This window comes from Micromonospora foliorum, assembly GCF_022229015.1.
GTDB lineage: Bacteria > Actinomycetota > Actinomycetes > Mycobacteriales > Micromonosporaceae > Micromonospora > Micromonospora foliorum.
The window spans coordinates 1-17,430 of sequence record NZ_JAKKFF010000561.1 but is presented as its reverse complement, the minus strand read 5'-3'; the positions used below and the strand labels follow the sequence as shown (position 1 = coordinate 17,430).

18 protein-coding genes are annotated in these 17,430 nt (G+C 72.4%); 14 read left to right on the top strand and 4 right to left on the bottom strand.

The annotated features are described in order from the left end of the window. On the top strand, nt 1-630 hold a 630-nt coding region (locus PSH25_RS30930), incomplete at its 5' end, for an MFS transporter (RefSeq protein ID WP_502361368.1). A gap of 13 nt (nt 631-643) precedes the next feature. Here PSH25_RS30930 and PSH25_RS30925 read toward each other — a convergent pair. Next, nucleotides 644-1,000 (bottom strand): STAS domain-containing protein, encoded by a 357-nt coding sequence (locus PSH25_RS30925; protein WP_091395791.1) that lies wholly within the window; start codon nt 998-1,000, stop codon nt 644-646. Nucleotides 1,001-1,163: 163 nt separating this feature from the next. Between PSH25_RS30925 and PSH25_RS30920 the strand changes: the two genes are divergently transcribed. From PSH25_RS30920 to PSH25_RS30895, 6 genes are read left to right on the top strand one after another with little or no spacing between them, the layout of a single operon-like run. Next, on the top strand, nt 1,164-2,024 hold the full coding sequence (locus PSH25_RS30920) for an STAS domain-containing protein (RefSeq protein ID WP_238662417.1): 861 nt from the start codon (nt 1,164-1,166) through the stop codon (nt 2,022-2,024). Then, nucleotides 2,024-2,434 carry an STAS domain-containing protein gene (locus PSH25_RS30915; protein WP_238662416.1) on the top strand — a complete coding sequence of 137 codons (411 nt, stop codon included), beginning with the start codon at nt 2,024-2,026 and terminating at the stop codon, nt 2,432-2,434. The genes PSH25_RS30920 and PSH25_RS30915 overlap by 1 nt, the downstream gene beginning before the upstream one ends. Continuing rightward, on the top strand, nt 2,431-2,850 hold the full coding sequence (locus tag PSH25_RS30910; RefSeq protein ID WP_091395782.1) for an anti-sigma regulatory factor: 420 nt from the start codon (nt 2,431-2,433) through the stop codon (nt 2,848-2,850). The genes PSH25_RS30915 and PSH25_RS30910 overlap by 4 nt, the downstream gene beginning before the upstream one ends. Then, nucleotides 2,847-3,860: a SpoIIE family protein phosphatase gene (locus tag PSH25_RS30905; RefSeq protein ID WP_238662418.1), complete on the top strand. Its 1,014-nt coding sequence runs from the start codon at nt 2,847-2,849 to the stop codon at nt 3,858-3,860. The genes PSH25_RS30910 and PSH25_RS30905 overlap by 4 nt, the downstream gene beginning before the upstream one ends. Next, nucleotides 3,857-5,218 (top strand): sensor histidine kinase, encoded by a 1,362-nt coding sequence (locus PSH25_RS30900; protein WP_238662415.1) that lies wholly within the window; start codon nt 3,857-3,859, stop codon nt 5,216-5,218. Before PSH25_RS30905 ends, PSH25_RS30900 begins: the two co-directional genes overlap by 4 nt. A 13-nt stretch (nt 5,219-5,231) precedes the next feature. Then, nucleotides 5,232-6,761, top strand: a complete 1,530-nt coding sequence (locus tag PSH25_RS30895; protein WP_238662414.1) for a SpoIIE family protein phosphatase — start codon at nt 5,232-5,234, stop codon at nt 6,759-6,761. 73 nt (nt 6,762-6,834) lie between these two features. Here PSH25_RS30895 and PSH25_RS30890 read toward each other — a convergent pair whose 3' ends face one another. Beyond that, nucleotides 6,835-7,710, bottom strand: a complete 876-nt coding sequence (locus tag PSH25_RS30890) for a helix-turn-helix domain-containing protein (protein WP_238662413.1) — start codon at nt 7,708-7,710, stop codon at nt 6,835-6,837. A 31-nt stretch (nt 7,711-7,741) separates the two neighbouring features. Here PSH25_RS30890 and PSH25_RS30885 point away from each other — a divergent pair, with 31 nt between their 5' ends. The 6 genes from PSH25_RS30885 to PSH25_RS30860 all read left to right on the top strand — a co-directional run bounded on the left by PSH25_RS30885 (nt 7,742) and on the right by PSH25_RS30860 (nt 13,964). Next, a complete protein-coding gene (locus PSH25_RS30885; protein WP_274528197.1) occupies nt 7,742-8,338 on the top strand; it encodes a TIGR03086 family metal-binding protein in 597 nt (198 codons plus the stop codon). 214 nt (nt 8,339-8,552) lie between these two features. Continuing rightward, nucleotides 8,553-9,089 carry a PadR family transcriptional regulator gene (locus PSH25_RS30880; protein WP_238662412.1) on the top strand — a complete coding sequence of 179 codons (537 nt, stop codon included), beginning with the start codon at nt 8,553-8,555 and terminating at the stop codon, nt 9,087-9,089. Next, nucleotides 9,086-9,787 carry an ABC transporter ATP-binding protein gene (locus PSH25_RS30875; RefSeq protein WP_238662411.1) on the top strand — a complete coding sequence of 234 codons (702 nt, stop codon included), beginning with the start codon at nt 9,086-9,088 and terminating at the stop codon, nt 9,785-9,787. Before PSH25_RS30880 ends, PSH25_RS30875 begins: the two co-directional genes overlap by 4 nt. Further along, the gene (locus PSH25_RS30870) at nt 9,784-11,313 is read left to right on the top strand and encodes an ABC transporter permease (RefSeq protein ID WP_238662410.1); all 1,530 of its coding nucleotides are present in this window, start codon (nt 9,784-9,786) and stop codon (nt 11,311-11,313) included. The genes PSH25_RS30875 and PSH25_RS30870 overlap by 4 nt, the downstream gene beginning before the upstream one ends. A 105-nt stretch (nt 11,314-11,418) precedes the next feature. Continuing rightward, nucleotides 11,419-11,844 (top strand): superantigen-like protein SSL4, encoded by a 426-nt coding sequence (locus PSH25_RS30865; protein ID WP_238662409.1) that lies wholly within the window; start codon nt 11,419-11,421, stop codon nt 11,842-11,844. Next, nucleotides 11,844-13,964 (top strand): bifunctional polysaccharide deacetylase/glycosyltransferase family 2 protein, encoded by a 2,121-nt coding sequence (locus PSH25_RS30860; protein ID WP_238662408.1) that lies wholly within the window; start codon nt 11,844-11,846, stop codon nt 13,962-13,964. Before PSH25_RS30865 ends, PSH25_RS30860 begins: the two co-directional genes overlap by 1 nt. Before the next feature lie 33 nt (nt 13,965-13,997). Here PSH25_RS30860 and PSH25_RS30855 read toward each other — a convergent pair whose 3' ends face one another. Further along, the gene (locus PSH25_RS30855) at nt 13,998-14,153 is read right to left on the bottom strand and encodes a hypothetical protein (protein ID WP_238662407.1); all 156 of its coding nucleotides are present in this window, start codon (nt 14,151-14,153) and stop codon (nt 13,998-14,000) included. Nucleotides 14,154-14,168: 15 nt separating this feature from the next. Further along, entirely contained in the window at nt 14,169-16,265 is a 2,097-nt protein-coding gene (locus tag PSH25_RS30850; protein ID WP_238662406.1) for a S9 family peptidase, read from the bottom strand. 96 nt (nt 16,266-16,361) lie between these two features. On the opposite strand from PSH25_RS30850, the gene PSH25_RS30845 reads away from it, so the two are divergent. Further along, nucleotides 16,362-17,430 (top strand): FAD-binding oxidoreductase (locus tag PSH25_RS30845; RefSeq protein WP_238662405.1); only part of this gene is annotated, 1,069 nt, incomplete at its 3' end.

Here is a 17,430-nt window from a genome sequence, read left to right as displayed (position 1 = left end):
CGCGCCGCGGCGCGGCGGGTGACCCCGACGACGGCCGTCGCCACGCCGACGCGGGTCCGGCCGGCGCGGACCCGGCTCGGCTGGGCGATGGCCGTCTACTTCGGGGCGCAGTCGCTCAGCGGGTACGCGATCATGGGTTGGCTGGCCCAGTTGTTCCGTGACGCCGGTTACCACCCGGAGTCGGCCGGGCTGCTGCTCGCCGGGGTCACCGCGCTCGGCGTGCCGATCGCGCTGCTGATGCCCACCCTGGCCGGTCGGCTGGGCAGCCTGCGACCGCTGGTGCTGGGGCTGACCACCGCGTCGGCGCTGGCCTACCTGGGGTTGGCGCTCGCACCGCACGGCGCCGCGCTGCTCTGGGTCGCCCTCCTGGCGATCGGCCAGGGCGCGTTCCCGATGATCCTGACCGCCATCGGCCTACGCGCCCGCACCGCCGAGGGGACGGTCGCGCTCTCCGCGTTCGCGCAGAGCACCGGGTACGTGATCGCCGCCCTCGGCCCGCTGATGGTCGGCATCCTCTACGAGGCCACCGGCGGCTGGACCGCGCCGATCGGGTTCCTGCTGGGTGCCCTCGCCGTGCAGACGACGGCGGGCATGGCGATCGCTCGTCCCCGTTACGTCGAGGACGAGTGACGCGCGCGGACGGTCAGGAGGAAGCCGGCGTCGATTCGCCGGCGACTGCCTCGTCCACCGTCGGGTAGGTGTGCAGCACCTCGACCAGCCCGCTCACCTCAAGGATGCGCAGCACACCGCGCTGCGGGGCGGCCAGCCGGACCACGCCGCCAGCCTCGTCGCAGCTGTTCTTGGCGCGGACGAAGACCGACAGACCTGTCGAGTCGCAGAACGAGACGTCCGCCAGGTCGAACACCAGCCGATTGCGGCCCTTGTCGAGCAGGTCGGTGATCTGGTCCTGCAGCTGCGGTGCAGTGGCCATGTCCAGCTCGCCCGCGACCGCCACGACGACCACGTCGCCGCGTTGTTCCGTGTGCACCGTCAACGACATTCGCCAGACCTCCTGTTATCGGGGGAACGGTATCCCACGACCATGGTCGGAGGTAGAACGGGAGCCGTGATCCGGTGGCCATCGTCATTCCGTTGCTACGGGGCAAGTAGTTGGTCAGCCCCCGGTGATAGAGTCCGCCCGGTCCAGGTCAAGGGGGTTCGAAATGGCGTTGAGCACCGAAGAGAGTGGTCGGCTCGCCGCGCTGCTCAGCGGGCAGGACGAGCGGGTCACGACTCGGTGGACCGAGATCGTCACCAGTTCGTTGCGAGGCCGGCTGAGCCAGGCGGAGCTGCGCCGACAGGTCCAGGACCTGCACGGCGCCATCGTCGCCACGGGTGAGCAGGGCACCATCGACCTGTCCGCCGAAGGTGCCGCCGAACTGCGCGCCGCGCTCTCCGAGCTGTCTCGTGGGCGGGCCCGGCAGGGTTTCTCCGCCACCGAGACCACGATCAGCATCTTCGCGCTCAAGGACGTGCTGGCCGAGCTGGTGCAGGAGACCGGCGGCCCGAGCGCCTTGCAGGACTACGTCGCCTTCTCCAAGTTGGTCGACGAGATGGGCCTGTTCACCTTCGAGAGCTTCGTCCGCACCCGGGAGAGCCTGATCGCCGACCAGGCCGAGCAGCTGCTCGAGCTCTCCACGCCGGTGGTCAAGCTCTGGGAGGGCGTCGTCGCCGTGCCGCTCGTCGGCACCCTGGACTCGGCCCGGGCCCAGGTGGTCATGGAGCGGCTGCTGCAGACCCTGGTCGACACCAGCTCGCCGTACGCGATCATCGACATCACCGGCGTGCCGGCGGTGGACACCCAGGTCGCCCAGCACATCCTGAAGACCGTGGTGGCCGCCCGGCTGATGGGCGCCGACTGCATCATCTCCGGCATCCGTCCGCAGATCGCGCAGACCATCGTGGCGCTCGGCATCGAGTTCGGCGACATCGCCACCAAGGCGAGCCTCGCCGACGCGCTGCGCCACGTGCTGCGGCTGAACGGGGTGGAGACCGCCCGCCGCCAGCCGCGCCGGGACGCCTGATGGAAAGGGTGCCGATCCTCAAGATCGGAGACATCCTGCTCGTCTCCATCCAGCTCGACATGTCCGACCAGACGGCGGTCCAGCTCCAGGAGGACCTGGCCGAGCGGATCGTCGCCACCGGCTGCCACGGCGTCATCATCGACATCACGGCACTTGACATCGTCGACTCCTTCGTCGGGCGGATGCTCTCCACCATCGCGTCGATCTCCAAGGTGCTCGACGCGGAGACGGTGGTGGTCGGGATGCGTCCGGCCGTCGCCATCACCCTTGTCGAACTCGGGTTGTCGCTGAACGGCATCCGTACCGCGCTGAACGTCGAGCGCGGCATGGAACTGATCGCGGCGGCCCACGCCGACGAGCTCGACTACCAGCTCGACGACGATCTGGACGCCGAGACGGCCACGCCGTGACCGCGGGCATCGACCTGGGCCAGCCACAGGCGCAGTCGGTCCGGAGCGATGAGGACGTGGTGCGTGTCCGGCAGCTGGTCCGCGCCGTGGCGGTGGCCAGCAAGCTGTCCCTCGTCGACCAGACCAAGGTGGTCACGGCGGCGAGCGAGTTGGCCCGCAACACCCTGGTGTACGGCGGCGGCGGTTCGGTCGAGGTGACGGTCGTGGACAACGGCCGACGCAAGGGCGTGCAGATCGTGTTCGCCGACTCCGGGCCGGGCATCGCCGACCTCGACCTGGCCATGACCGACGGCTACACCAGCGGCGGCGGCCTCGGCCTCGGCCTCAGCGGGTCGCGCCGCCTGGTCGACGAGTTCCAGATCGAGACGTCGGCGGAGACCGGCACGCGGATCACGGTCACCAAGTGGTCCAGGTGAACGCCGACGCGGTCACCGACAGCGGCATCTGGTTCCGGGTGGAGGCCAGCAGCGCCGCGAGCGCCGTCCGGCGCGCCGCCGAACGCCTCGGCGCGCAGGTGGAGATGGGCGAGGCGCGCATCGCCGACCTGGCCATCGTCGCGGCCGAGCTGACCAGCAACCTGGTCAAGCACGCCGACGAGGGAGTCCTGCTGCTCCGGCCGGTGCGCCGGGCCGGGCAGGCCGGCGTGGAGCTGGTGGCCATCGACTCCGGGCCCGGCATGGCCGACCTGACCGTCTCGTCCCGGGACGGGCACTCCACCACCGGCACGCTCGGCATCGGCCTGGGTGCCATCGTCCGGCAGGCCAGCTGGTTCGACGGATACTCGCTGCCCGGCCGGGGCACCGTCCTCGCCGTGCAGGTCTGGCCGGCCGAGGCGGCTCGGCCGTCCTGGGCCGGTGCCCTCACCCGACCGTTGACCGGCGAGACGATCAGCGGCGACGGCTACGCCGTGCGGGTCGTCGACGGGCGGCACCAGGTGCTCGTGAGTGACGGGCTGGGGCACGGCCCGCTGGCCGGCGCCGCGACCGAGGCGGCCCTGGCCGCGTTCCGCGACGCCCCGGTCGGCTCGCCGGCGATGGTGGTCGGTCACCTGCACCGGAGCATGTCGCACACCCGGGGCGCCGCGCTCGCCGTCGGAGAGCTGATGCCCGAGGCCGGCGTGCTGCACTACGCCGGCCTGGGCAACATCGCCGGCGTGGTCGTCGAGGGGGACGGCCGCCGTCGAGGGCTGGTGTCGCTGCCCGGCATCGCCGGCCACCAACGGCCGACGATCCGGGAGTACGACTACCCGTTCGGTCCCGGTGCCCGGCTGGTAATGCACAGCGACGGGGTGGTCGACCGGTGGCGGATGGCCGACTACCCGGGCCTGGCGGAGCGATCCCCGCTGGTCATGGCGGCGACCCTGCTCCGAGACGCCGGTGTGCGACGTGACGACGCCTGCGTACTGGTTGCGAGGTCCTGGGCATGACCGGGGAGCCGGCCGCGCTGCCGCTGCTCCAGATGGCGCTGCGGGTCGAGCAGGACATCTTCGTGATCCGTCAGCGCGGGCGCGAGGTGGCCGCGGTGGTCGGCCTGGAACACCAGGACCAGGTACGGATCGCCACCGCGCTCAGCGAGGTGGCCCGGGACCTGCTGCGAACGGCCGGCGGCGCCGACGTCTCGTTCCACGTCGACGCGGGTGCCGACGGCCGGTTTCACCTGCGCGCGGACCTGGCCCCGGTGTCCCCGCTCCCGGACGGCCGCTACCAACCGCAGTCCGGCGCGGTGTCCCGACTGGTCGACACACTGAGCGTGTCGACCGTCGAGGGGGTTACGGTCGTACGGATGTCCCGACGAGTCCCGGCCAACGCGCCGACGCCGACCCCGGAGCGGCTCGCCGAGTTCCGTACCGAACTCGGCCGCACCGCGCCGGCCAGTGCGCTGGACGAGCTGACCGTGCAGAACGGGCAGCTCATCGCCGCACTCGACGAGGTGCGCAGCCAACGCGACGAGCTGGCCGTGCTGAACGAGGAGCTGGCCGAGACCAACCGCGGCGTGCTGGCGCTCTACAACCAGCTCACCGAGGAACTGGAGGAGACCAACCGCGGCGTCGTCGCCCTCTACGCCGAGCTGGACGAGAAGTCGGCCCAGCTCCGTGCGGCGAGTGAGTCGAAGAGCCGGTTCCTGGCCAACGTGAGCCACGAGCTGCGCGCCCCGGTCACCGCGATCATCGGCCTCGGGCGGTTGCTCACCGACTCCGCCTCCGACCCGCTCACCGACGAACAGGGCCGCCAGATCGATCTGATCCGCTCGTCGGCGGCGGACCTGCTCAACCTGGTCAACGAACTGCTGGACCTGGCCAAGGCGGAGTCCGGCCGGATCGAGCCGGACCTGGCCGACGTCGACCTGCGGCCGGTCTTCGGTCAACTGCGCGGCACCCTGCGCGCGCTGGCCACCCGACCGAACGTGGAACTGGTCGTGGAGGAGCCGGCCGCGCCTGCCCTGCTGCGCACCGACGAGGTGCTGCTCGGCCAGGTGCTGCGCAACCTGCTGCACAACGGGTTGAAGTTCACCGAGCGCGGTGAGGTGCGACTGCGGGCCAGCCAACACGGCGACCGTTGGCAGTTCGAGGTCAGCGACACCGGGCCGGGCATCGCTCCCGAGCTGCACGACCGGATCTTCGAGGAGTTCTATCAGGTGCCCGGCGCCACCCGGGTCGGCGGCACCGGCCTCGGTCTGCCGTACGCCCGGCGGTTGGTGACCCTGCTCGGCGGGACGCTGGAGTTGACCAGCGCGCCGGGCGAAGGCAGCACATTCACCCTCTCCCTGCCCACAGGCGGGGCGTGACGGCGTGGACGGCATGCCGACAACCATCCTGGTGGTCGACGACAGTCGTACCAAGCGTTACCTGCTGGTCAGCTGGCTGACCCGGGCCGGGTTCACCGTGCTGGAGGCCGAGAACGGCGCCGAGGCGTTGGCTCGGGTCGAGGTGGACCGGATCGACCTGGTGGTCCTCGACGTCCGGCTGCCCGACCTGAGCGGTTACGAGGTCTGCGAGCAGATCAAGGCACGGCACCCGGCGATGCCGGTCATCCACGTGTCGGCGCACGCCGTGGACGTGGCCGACCGCGCCCAGGGGCTGACCCGGGGCGCGGACGCGTACCTGACCGAGCCGATCGAGCCCGAGGAGCTGATCGCCACCACCCGGGCCGTGCTGCGCTACTACCAGGCCCGGCAACGCGCCGAACTGCTCGCCGAGCGGCTGCTCGGATTGGCCGACACGACCGTGGCCGTGCACGCCGCGCCGACCTTCGCGCGCCTGCTGGAGGCCGCCGCCGAGGGTGCCGCCCAGATCTTCAAGAGCCCGGCGGCGGTGATCGCCGAAACCTTCGACGGTGACTGCCTCGCCGGCGTCTGCGCCGGTCCCGGCGCGGTGGCCGCCGTGGTGCCGTGGGTCGTCGACGACACCGGCGTGCCCACCGGTGCCACGGTCCGGGTGGAGGCCCCGGCGAACTGGGCGCTCGTCGACTGGCCGACGGACGACACGGTGACCGTCGCCGCCGCCCGACTGCGCGAGGACCGGGCCCCGCTGTACGTGGTGGTCCCGACCGCCACCCAGACCGCGCGGACCCCGGTGCTCAAGCAGCTGGCGCAGGCGGTGGCGGCGGCCGTCGAGGCGCAACGCTCGTTCGACGAGGAGCACCGCATCGCGGTCACCCTCCAACGCAGCCTGCTCCCGCGTGGGCTGCCCACCGTGGCCGGCCTGGACCTCGCGGTGCGCTACGAGCCGGCCAGCGCGCAGACCGAGGTGGGCGGCGACTTCTACGAACTGGTGATGCTCGACGGGCACCTGCTGCTGGCGATCGGGGACGTCGCCGGCCACTCGCTGCACGCGGCGACCGTGATGGCCGAGCTGCGGCACGCGGTGCGGGCGTACGCGGTCGAGGGGCACCAGCCCGGCGAGATCCTGCACCGCGTCAACGAGCTGATGCGGACGCTGCTGCCGAACGAGTTGGCGACGCTCTGCGTACTGCTGCTGCACCCGCCGACCGGACACGTCCGGCTGGCCAGTGCCGGGCACCTTCCACCGCTGCTGATCATGGACGGCAAGGTCGAGTTCGTGCAGCACTCCGCGCCGCTGCTCGGCGTCCGCGCCCCGCGCCCGGCCGACCTGGAGTTCGTGGTGCCGGCCGGGGCCACGCTGGTCTTCTACACCGACGGGCTGATCGAGCGACGGGACGCCACCATCGACGACGGGTTGGCCGCGCTGGCCACGGTCGCCGCGACGGTCGACGGTGACCTGGACCAGTTCTGCGCCCGACTGCTGGTGGAGCTGGCCCCACCGGAGATCCAGGACGACGTCGCCGTGGTCGTCCTGCGTCGCCGCTGATCCGCCAGCTCCTACTTCCTCAGCTCCTCCGATTTCCTCAGCGCCTTCGGCTTCCTCAGCGCCCTCGGCTCTCTCAGCGCACCGAGCGGGCGTACGCGGCGGGGGACACCCCGGCCACGGCGGTGAAGTCACGGACCAGGTGGGCCTGGTCGCTGTAGCCGAGGTCGGCGGCGAGGTCAGCCCAGCTCAGCGGGCCACCGGCGGCCTGCTCGACCGCCTCCTGGAGCCGGTAGCGGCGGATCACCCACTTCGGCCCGACCCCCACGTACTCCAGGAAGAGCCGCTGCAACCGGCGGACCGGAACGTCGTGCCGCGCGGCGAAGTCGTCGACGCGCAGCACCGTCCGGTCGGTGCGGATCGCCTCGGCCAGCCGGACGGCCTCCTCGGCCAGCGGGTCCGGCTCCGGCTGCCAGGCGGTGAGGAGAGCGTCGAGCGCCCGACAGCGCTCGTCGTCGCTCGCCGCCGACGTGGGTGGTCCCGAGGGCCCGCCCCCGCACACCGGGCCGTCCGGTTGGAACAGCCGGCCGGTGGGCAGCGGCACCCGACGGCCGGTCAGCTCACTGACCGGGCGGCGCCAGAACGGATGGAAGCCGCCGGGTCGGAACTGCACCCCGGACACCCGGCCGGTGCCGCTGAGCGTGATCCGGAACAGGTCGCGGCCCACCCCGGCCACCTCGCCGAACTCGGGCCCGTCGCGGTCGCCGTGGCCGTCGTGGTCGTGGTCGCGGTTCCGGTCGCGGTCGCCGTCGCGTCGGAACACCACGTTCACCGCCGGGTGCGGCACGACCCGCTGCTCGAACGGCGTACTCAGCGCCCAGTCGATCAACCAGTAGTGCTCGACCCACGGGCGCAGCGACTCCGCCGGCAGGTGTCGACGGAAGCGCACCTCGCGCAGCAGACGCCCGGGATCGAGGATTCCCCGGCTGTCGCCACGCGGTCGCTGTCGCATTTGTTCAAGACCACCCTCATACGCTGGCCCTATGTCCACTCAGACTAGCGATCTGCTGGCGGCCGCGGCGCCGCGAACCGTCGAGGTGGTGCGGGGTATCTCCGACGACCAGCTGGAGCTGCCCACACCGTGCAGCGACTACCTGGTCCGTGATCTGCTCAATCATCTCTTCCAGGTGGTGGTCAACTTCCAGGATCTGGCCGAGAAGCGGCAGGTGGAGTGGGCCGAAAAGCCCGACCACCTGGGCGACGGCTGGCGGGACCGCTTCGAGGCGGAGACCGGCCGGTTGGTCGCTGCCTGGTCCGATCCGTCCACCCTGGAAGGCGTGTCACCGGGCATGGGCATGCCGCAGTCCGTCATCGGCGGCATGGCCCTGCTGGACCTGACCGTGCACGGCTGGGACCTCGCGGTCGCCACCGGCCAGCCGTACCACCCAGCCCCGGAAGTGGTGACGGAGCTGCACGGGCTGGTGGAGCAGTTGGGCCCCACCGCCCGCAAGATGGGCGTCTTCGCCGACCCACTGCCCACCCCAACCCCACCCCCCAACCTGACCCCCAACCTGGCCCCCAACCTGGCCCACCTCCTGACCCAGACCGGCCGCATCCCCACCTGGCCCCAAACCCCCTAACCCACCCACCCCCAGCTCTCCGCCCCTCCCTCCCTCCCTCCCTCCCTCCCGTCCTCCCTCCCACCGCGCCGGCCCCACCCATTCCCCGGTTGATCATGAAGTTATTGCCACCTACCTCGGCGTGTCTGGGCAATAACTTCATGATCAACGCGGTGGGGGTGGGGGTGGGGGTGGGTTGTTGACTTGGGTATTCGCTGGGTGAATAGTGGGCGAGGTGTCTACGCCGCACGTTCTGCTCGGGTTGCTCGCTGGGGGCAGCCGGCACGGGTATGAGCTGAAGCGTGCGCACGACGAGCGGCTGCCGCGGGCTCGGCCGCTGGCCTTCGGGCAGGTCTACGCCACTCTCGGCCGCCTCGAACGCGACGGGCTGGTGGCGACCGCCGGGCAGGATCGGGTGGCCGGGCCGGATCGCACGGCGTACGCGTTGACCGACCAGGGGCGGGACACGCTGGACCAGTGGCTGTCCACGGTGGAGCCGCCCATGCCGTACGTGGCCAGCACGCTCTTCGCCAAGGTCGTGGTGGCGCTGCTGGTCGCCGACGTCGATCGGGCCCGGTCGTACCTCATCGCCCAGCGGGCCGCGCACACCGCACGGCTGCGTGAGCTGACCGCGGTCAAGACCGACCCGTCCGCCACCCTCAGCGATGTGGTCGCGGCCGACTTCGCGATCGCCCACCTCGACGCGGATCTGCGGTGGCTGCACGCCACCCTGGGCCGGGTCGCCGACTGGCACCGGGAGGTGCATCCGTGACGCAACTCCAGGCTCGCGGCGTGGTTCGGGCGTACGGCCCGACGCCGGCGCTGCGCGGTGTGACGCTCGACCTGGCCGAGGGCGAGATCGTCGCCGTCACCGGGCCGAGTGGTTGCGGCAAGTCGACCCTGCTGCACTGCCTGGCCGGGATCCTCCGGCCGGACGCCGGCGAGGTCACCTGGCGCGGGCACCGCATCGACACCTGGTCGGAGGCGGCCCGGTCCCGGCTGCGGCGCACCGAGTTCGGGGTGCTGTTCCAGTTCGGTCAACTGGTGGCCGAGTTGACCGCGGCCGAGAACGTCGCCCTGCCCCTGCTCCTCGCCGGCACGGGGCGGCGAGAGGCACGGACGGCGGCGTTCACCTGGCTGGAACGGTTCGGGGTGGCCGAGGTGGCCGACGTCCGGCCGGGTGAGATGTCCGGGGGTCAGCAGCAACGCTGCGCCACGGCGCGGGCGCTGGTGACCGAGCCTCGGGTGCTCTTCGCCGACGAGCCGACCGGCGCACTGGACACGCTCACCGGCGAGCAGGTCCTCACCCAGTTGGTCCGGCTAGCCCGTGAGCAGCGCACCGCCGTCGTGCTGGTCACCCACGAGCCGCGGATCGCCGCGTACGCCGATCGGGAGATCGTGCTGCGGGACGGCCTGGTGGACCACACCGGCCTGGGGCTCGACGTGCCGCTGGCCGGCGGTGCCCGGTGAGACCGACGACGCTGGTCCGCCTCGCGCTCGCCGGCACCCGCACCGACACCGCCCGGGTGGCGCTCACCGCGCTCAGCGCCCTGCTGGCGGCCCTGGCCGGGCTCGCGGCGCTCACCGTGTTGGCCATCCCCACGCCGGCGGCGACGGATGAGAACCCGAACAGGTGGTCGGAGCAGTACCACAACGCCCTGTTGGTGGAGCCCGGGTTGCGCGGCGGCACAGCGTTCGCGTTGCTGATGCTGATGATCCCGGTGCTGGCGCTGGCCGGTCAGTGCGCCCGGCTCGGCGCGCCGGCACGGGACCGCCGGCTGGCCGCGCTCCGGTTGGCCGGTGCCACTCCCGGGCAGGTCACCCGGCTGGTGGTGCTGGAGACGGGCGTGGCCGCTCTGCTCGGCACGCTCGTCGGGCTGGGTGCATACCTGGTTGGCCGCGATCTGCTGCACCGGCCGGACGCGCGAGGTCAACTGGCCCTGCCCACCGACGTGCTGCCGTCGACCGGCGCGCTGGTGGGTGTGGTGCTTGGTCTGCCGGTCGTCGCGGCGCTGGCCACGGCGCTGATGGTGCGTACGGTCACCACGAGCCCGCTGGGGGTGAGCCGAAAGGCGGCCCGCGAGCGCGGTCCAGGCCCGTGGGCCGGGCTCCTGATCGGGTTCGGCGTGGCCTCGTTCGCGGTGATCCGCCCGGTGGTCCACCGGTTCGACGACAGCGAAGAGCTGGCCTGGCTGGTGCCGCTGTTGTTCGCGGTGGGGGCGCTCGCGGCGATGATCGGGGTGGTGACCGGCACCGGCTGGATCTCGTACCACTGCGGGCGGTTGCTGCGTCGGCACGCCCGCCGTGCCCCGGCCCTGCTCGCCGCGGGCCGGCTGATGGCCGACCCTTGGGCGGGCAGCCGCACCTTCGCGGCGCTGCTCGCCGCCCTCATCTTCGGCGGCGCTGCAGCCGCCCAGCGCGCCTACTTCGCCACGAAGGACCAGCTCGAGCGGGAGCAGAGCCGACTCGCCGGGGTGGACGGTGGGGCCAACCCCTTCTATCTGTCAACGATGGATCTTGTCGACGGCGCGGTCGCCGTGGCCATCCTGATCGCGACGGGCGGGCTGATCGTCGCGCTGGTCGAGGGTATCGTCGCCCGTCGACGCGCATACGCCGCGTTGGTCGCCACCGGGGTGCCCCGCGCCGCGCTGAGCCGTTCGGTGGCCTGGCAGGCGTTGGCGCCGGCCGTGCCGGCGATCCTGCTCGCGCTCACCGTGGGCACGCTGCTCGGTCGAGGGCTCGTCGCGGAGGTGTCGACGGGCGTCTCCTCGACGGCGATCTGCGAGGCCACGGCCGCGCTCTGTGACGACCCGGCCACCCGCGAGCAGTACACCCGGATCGTGCACACCCCCGAGATGCGGCGAGCCGTTCCCGTACCGCTGGAGCACCTGGCCTGGCTCGGTGCCGGCGCGTTGGCGGCGGTGCTGGTGACGGTCGGTGTCGGTCTGCTCTTCCTGCGTGCCAGCACCGCCCTGGACGAGCTGCGCACGGCCTGAGTCGATGTAACGCCGCTGGTGGCGGTGCCGCTGTGTGCAACGGAGACCCGGCCCATCGGGTCTCCGACGCCGGTTGTCGGCGTGGTGACGGTGGGAGTTTGCCAGATGCACAGTCAACCGGGCCCTGTCCCGCCGGTGTTCGTCGACGGCAGCGGGCGTCGCCGCCGGCTGACCGTCATCATGGGCACTGCCATGGGCCTTGGGCTGCTCACCAGCCTCGCCCTGATCGCCGCAGGGCTCTTCCTGGACACTTCGGTGCCGCTGCCCGGCTGGTCGGACGACTCCCGGGGGACGCGCCCCGTGGAGGCCGGCGTGGACGGGATCAACGCGCCCCGGGTGGCCGAGTCGCCGTCGCCGTCGTCGGCGACCCGCACGTCGGCGCCGCTGCCGCGCACCACCCCGACCAGCGACCGATCCCCGACCACGGCCGGTACGACCGCCGGGACGCCATCCGCCACCGCCCAACCGGGTCGTGGCGACGAGCGCCGCAACACCGCCAAGCCGAGCAGGTCGCCCGGTAAGCCGCAGTGATGATGGCGAGACATGTGGCCCGGCGAGACCCCCGGGCGCACTGGCTGCTGCTGCTGCTCGGGCTGCTCCTGCTGCTTGCGGCGCTCACCGTCAACGGCCTGGTGAGCGGTCTCGCGGGCGGCTCGGGAAATGCCCCCGCACGGCCCGCGCCGGACGTGCCGGCCGCCGTCGGCTCGGGTGGCCCGGTGCTACGGCTGGATCGTGCCGAACCGGTCAGCCGGGCGTTGCCGGACCACACCATCGCGCTGACCTTCGACGACGGGCCGGACCCGCGCTGGACGCCACAGGTCCTCGACGTGCTGCGTCGGCACGGCGCGCACGCCACCTTCTTCGTGGTGGGCGCCCGGGTCAACGAGCACCCCGAACTGGTCCGGCGGATCCTCGCCGAGGGGCACGAGATCGGGTCGCACACGTTCACCCACGCCGACCTCGCCGAGGTGTCGCCGTGGCGGCGTGACCTCGAACTGTCGCTGACCCGCAAGGCGGTCGCGTCGGCCACCGGCCGGGAAGTGACCCTGCTCCGGCCGCCGTTCTCCTCGGTGCCGACGGCGCTGACCGGGCCGGAGTACGACGCGTTGCGCGCCGCCGCCGCTGCCGGGCACGTCGCGGTGCTCAGCGACCTGGACACCAAGGACTGGCAGCGCCCCGGCACCGACCAGATCGTGCGGGCTGCCACCCCGAAGCGGGGACAGGGAGCGGTGGTGCTGATGCACGACGGCGGCGGAGACCGGGCGCAGACCCTCGCCGCGCTGGACCGCCTGCTGCCCGCGCTGGGCGATCAGGGCTACCGGTTCACCACCGTCTCCGCCGGCATCGACGCCCCGCCGTCGATGGTTCCGGCGGGCACTGGTACCCGGCTGAGCGGCACCGCGCTGCGCTGGACCCAGACCGGCGCCCGCTGGTCCGCCGAGGTGATGAACTTCCTGCTCGCCACCGCACTCGTGCTCGGGGTGGCGCGTCTGGCCGTGCAGGTGTTCTGCGCCCAGCGGCACGTCCGCCGGGTCCGCCGGCCCCGCCGGGACCGTCCCGAGGTGCGGGTACCGGTGTCGGTGATCGTGCCCGCGTACAACGAGGCGGCGAACATCGCCGCCACGGTTCGGTCCCTGATGGCCAGCGCGTACCCGGCCTTGGAGGTGATCGTGGTGGACGACGGGTCGGACGACGGCACCGCTGACATCGTCGAGCGGATGCGACTGCGCGGGGTGCGCGTGATCCGGCAGGCCAACGCCGGCAAGCCAGCGGCCCTGAACACGGGTATCCGGGCGGCCCGGGCGAACCTGCTGGTGCTTGTCGACGGCGACACCGTGTTCCAGCCGGACACCGTGCACCGCCTGGTGCAGGGCTTCGCCGACCCGTCGGTGGGCGCGATCAGCGGCAACACCAAGGTCGCCAACCGGCGTCGGCTGCTCGGTCGGTGGCAGCACCTGGAGTACGTGATCGGCTTCAACCTCGACCGGCGGATGTACGACGTGCTGGAGTGCATGCCGACCATCCCCGGCGCGATCGGCGCGTTCCGCCGTGAGGTGCTGCTGCGGGTGGGCGGGGTGCCGTCGGACACGCTGGCCGAGGACACGGACCTCACCATGAAGGTGCTCCGGGCCGGCTGGCGGGTCGTCTACGAGGAGTCGGCCATCGCCTGGACCGAAGCCCCGTCGTCGTTGCGCCAGCTCTGGCGGCAGCGCTACCGCTGGTGCTACGGCACGATGCAGGCGATGTGGAAGCACCGGCACGCGCTGCGCGAGTCGGGTGCCGGAGGCAAACTGGGCCGTCGCGGCCTGCCGTACCTCACGGTGTTCCAGATCGTGTTGCCGCTCACCGCGCCGGCGGTCGACGTGTTCGCCGTGTACGGGCTGCTCTTCCTGCCCTGGTCGACCCTCGCCCTGGCCTGGGCGGGACTGCTGCTGCTCCAGGCGGTCACCGCCGCGTACGCGCTGCGACTGGACCGGGAGCGGTACGGCCCACTGTGGGCGCTGCCGTTCCAGCAGCTGGTGTACCGGCAGCTCATGTATCTGGTGGTGGTGCAGTCGGTGGTCACCGCGTTGATCGGCAACCGGCTGCGCTGGCAGCGGATGGTGCGGACCGGCGAGGCGGCGGCGTTGGTCGGGGCCGGCCGCGGCTGACGCCACTTCGACGCGGTGTCAGCCGTCGGCCGGTCAGGTCGGGGTGTGGAAGAGGCCGGCCGACCAGGAGATCAACAGGCCGACGGCGGCGGAGCAGCAGCAGACGAGCAGAGCGGCGGCGACCACTGCGAGGATCATCCAGGCGGACGCCCGCCGGGGCGTCGGCCCCGGCTCGTCCCCGTCGGTCATCGCCGCCGCCCGCCGTCAGGCCCGGCCCAGGCGGTCCAGGACCCAGGCGTTGATGAACGCCTCCTCGCGCCAGGAGTCGTAGCGGCCGCTCGGGCCACCGTGCCCGGCGCCCATCTCGGTCTTCAGCAGGTAGTCGCCGCCCGGTGCGACCGCCCGCAGCCGGGCGATCCACTTCGCCGGCTCGGCGTAGAGCACCCGGGTGTCGTTGAGGCTGGTCACCGCGAGGATCGCGGGATAGTCCACGGCGGCGACGTTCTCGTACGGCGTGTAGGACTTCATGTACGCGTACACCTCGGGGTCGTCGAGGGGGTTGCCCCACTCCTCCCACTCGGTGACGGTCAGCGGCAACGACGGGTCGAGGATCGACGTGAGCGCGTCCACGAACGGCACCTGCGCCACGATTCCGGTGAACGCGTCCGGCGCGAGGTTGGCCACCGCGCCCATCAACAGGCCACCGGCCGAGGCGCCCCGCGCGACCAGCCGGTCGCTGGCCGTCCAGCCGGCCTTGACGAGGTGCCGGGCGCACGCCACGAAGTCGGTGAAGGTGTTCTTCTTGGCCAGCAGCTTGCCCTGGTCGTACCACCGTCGGCCCAGCTCACCGCCGCCCCGGATGTGCGCCACCGCGAAGACCACGCCCCGGTCCAACAGGGACAGCCGGGCCACCGAGAACCACGGGTCCATGCTGGCCTCGTACGAGCCGTAGCCGTACAGCTCGCAGGGCGCCGAGCCGTCCCGGGGGGTGCCGACGCGGCAGACCAGCGAGATCGGCACCCGGGTGCCGTCATCGGCGAGCGCCCAGTCGCGGTGCTGCTCGTACTCGGCCGGGTCGTACGGTCGCCCGTCCGGCCCGGGCAGCACCGGCTTCTGCTTGAGCAGCACCATCTGCCGGGTGACCAGGTCGTAGTCGTACACGGAGTCGGGGGTGATCAGTGAGGAGTAGCGCAGCCGGACCTGGCCGGTGCGGTACTCGGGGTTGGCGTCCAACCCGACGCTGTACAGCGGCTCGGGGAAGTCGATGTCGTACCCGTCGTCACTGCCCACGGGCAGCACCCGCAGCCCGGTGAGCCCGTCGGTGCGCAGCGACACCACCAGATGGTTGGCGAAGGCGTCGACGGCCTCCAGCCGGGTGCCGGGGGTGTGCTCGATCAGCGGCACCCAGTCGCCCGGTACGTCCGCCGAGGTGAAGGCCAGCGCGAAGTCCTCCGCGCCGTCGTTGTGCAGGATCAGGAAACGGTGGCCGTGGTGCTCCACCGTGTATTCGACGCCCTGTCGCCGGGGGGCGATCACGGCCGGCGCGCCGGTCGGGTTGCCGGCGGGGATCACCAGCACCTCGCTGGTGACCTTGCTGTGGATGTCGATGAGGATGAACTTCTCCGACCGGGTGAGCTCCACCCCCACCCAGAACCGCTCGTCGTCCTCCTGGTGGACCACCACGTCGTCGGCGGCGGCGGAGCCGATGGTGTGCCGCCAGACCCGGTTCGGCCGCCAGGCGTCGTCCACGGTCACGTAGAACAGCACCGAGGCGTCGGTCGACCAGGCGGTGCCGTAGAACGTGTCCGGCACCTCGTCCGGTAGCAGTTCGCCGGTGGTCAGGTCCTTCACGCGCAGGGTGAACCGCTCGTCGCCGGAGAAGTCGGTGGAGTAGGCCAGCCAGCGACCGTCCGGACTGACGTCGAACGCGCCGAGCGAGAAGAAGTCGTGTCCCTCGGCCAGCAGGTTGCCGTCGAGCAGCACCTCCTCGCCGTCGAGCGGGGCACCGTCCGCGCTTACCGGCGGGTCGGTCTCACCGTCGCGGACCGCCCGGCGGCACTGCACTCCGTACTGTTGCCCCTCAACCGTCCGGGTGTAGTACCAGTGCCCACCCTTGCGGGTCGGCACGGACAGGTCGGTCTCCTGGGTACGTCGGCGAGTCTCCTCGAACAGGTCGGCGCGCAGGTCGGCCAGGTGTGCCGTACGCGCGTCGGTGTACTCGTTCTCGGCGGTCAGGTAGGCGATCGTCTCCGGGTCGTCCTTGGCGGCGAGCCAGGCGTACTCGTCGACGACGGTGTCGCCGTGGTGGGTGCGCTCGCTGGGCACCCGCTTCGCCGCGGGCGGGGCAGTCTCGGTGGTCACGGCGGCCACGTTACCGGCCGGCAGCCGCAGCGCGCCGGACCAGCGGCATCCCGATCTCCGCCACCACGGCTTTCGAACACATGTACGATGGCCGGCATGGCGGCAGCAGCGAGTTCCCTCGGCCGGTCCGGAGCCCTTGAGATCACCCGGCGGTTGGCGGCGATCTGCGGTCCACCCTTCTCCCGGATGGCCGGGCCCGCCGACGAGGTGGCGGGGCGACCGGCCCGCTGGGTGGCCGTTCCGGGCAGTCCGCACGCCGCCGCCGAGGTGCTGCGGCTGGCCGCCAAGCACGACCTGGCGGTGGTGCCCCGGGGCGCGGGCACGAAGATCGACTGGGGTGCGACTCCGGTCCAGGTCGACATCCTGCTCGACACCGGCCGGCTGGCCGGCATCGGTCACGAGCCGGCCGACTCACTCGTGACCGACGTGGGCGCCGGCACTCCACTGCGGGCGGTGCAGGCCACCCTGGAGCGCACCGGGCAGCGGCTCGTGATGGACGCCCCGTCACCCGGCGCGACCCTGGGTGGCGTCCTCGCCGCCGGCGAGGCCGGTCCGCTGCGGCACCGCCACGGCAGCCCCTGCGACCAGTTGCTCGGTGTGCGCTACCTCGCCGCCGACGGCGAGCTGGTCAGTGCCGGCGGCGGCGCGCCCGGGCTCGACCTGGCCCGCCTGCTCTGCGGCTCCCAGGGCGCGCTCGGTGTGCTGGTCTCGGCGAGCCTGCGGGTGCAGCCGGTGCCGGCGAGCAGGCTCTGGGTGTCCCGCCCGGTGTGGACGCCGCTGGAGGTGCACGATCTGGTCCGGATGATCCTCGCCGCTCGGCTGGAGCCGTCGGCCATCGAGCTGGACCTGCCCGGCGGCACCCCCCGCCCCCGTACGCCCTACCCGCCCGGTCACCCGTCGGCCACCGCCCGGGAGCGCCATCCGTCGATGTCCGGCCGAGCGGGTGCCCCGTCCCGGGCCGGCAGCCTGGTGGTGCTGTTGGAGGGCGGCCCCGCCGACGTCACCGAGCGGGCCGAGCGGCTGGTCGGCCTGCTGCACGGGGAGGCGACGATCGCCCACTCCGCGCCGACGTGGTGGCGCCGCTACCCGTTCGCGCCCGGTGACACGGCGCTGCGCCTGGAAGTGCCGATCGGTGACCTGCACGCCGCCGTCTACGCGCTCCGCG

Excerpts from the sequence above, each read along its gene's own strand:
- PSH25_RS30860 (WP_238662408.1), top strand. The coding sequence starts at position 11,844 with ATGATGGCGAGACATGTGGCCCGGCGAGACCCCCGGGCGCACTGGCTG.
- PSH25_RS30865 (WP_238662409.1), top strand. The coding sequence starts at position 11,419 with ATGCACAGTCAACCGGGCCCTGTCCCGCCGGTGTTCGTCGACGGCAGC.
- PSH25_RS30915 (WP_238662416.1), top strand. The coding sequence starts at position 2,024 with ATGGAAAGGGTGCCGATCCTCAAGATCGGAGACATCCTGCTCGTCTCC.
- PSH25_RS30855 (WP_238662407.1), bottom strand. The coding sequence starts at position 14,153 with ATGACCGACGGGGACGAGCCGGGGCCGACGCCCCGGCGGGCGTCCGCC.
- PSH25_RS30885 (WP_274528197.1), top strand. The coding sequence starts at position 7,742 with ATGTCCACTCAGACTAGCGATCTGCTGGCGGCCGCGGCGCCGCGAACC.
- PSH25_RS30900 (WP_238662415.1), top strand. The coding sequence starts at position 3,857 with ATGACCGGGGAGCCGGCCGCGCTGCCGCTGCTCCAGATGGCGCTGCGG.
- PSH25_RS30895 (WP_238662414.1), top strand. The coding sequence starts at position 5,232 with ATGCCGACAACCATCCTGGTGGTCGACGACAGTCGTACCAAGCGTTAC.
- PSH25_RS30890 (WP_238662413.1), bottom strand. The coding sequence starts at position 7,710 with ATGCGACAGCGACCGCGTGGCGACAGCCGGGGAATCCTCGATCCCGGG.
- PSH25_RS30925 (WP_091395791.1), bottom strand. The coding sequence starts at position 1,000 with ATGTCGTTGACGGTGCACACGGAACAACGCGGCGACGTGGTCGTCGTG.
- PSH25_RS30920 (WP_238662417.1), top strand. The coding sequence starts at position 1,164 with ATGGCGTTGAGCACCGAAGAGAGTGGTCGGCTCGCCGCGCTGCTCAGC.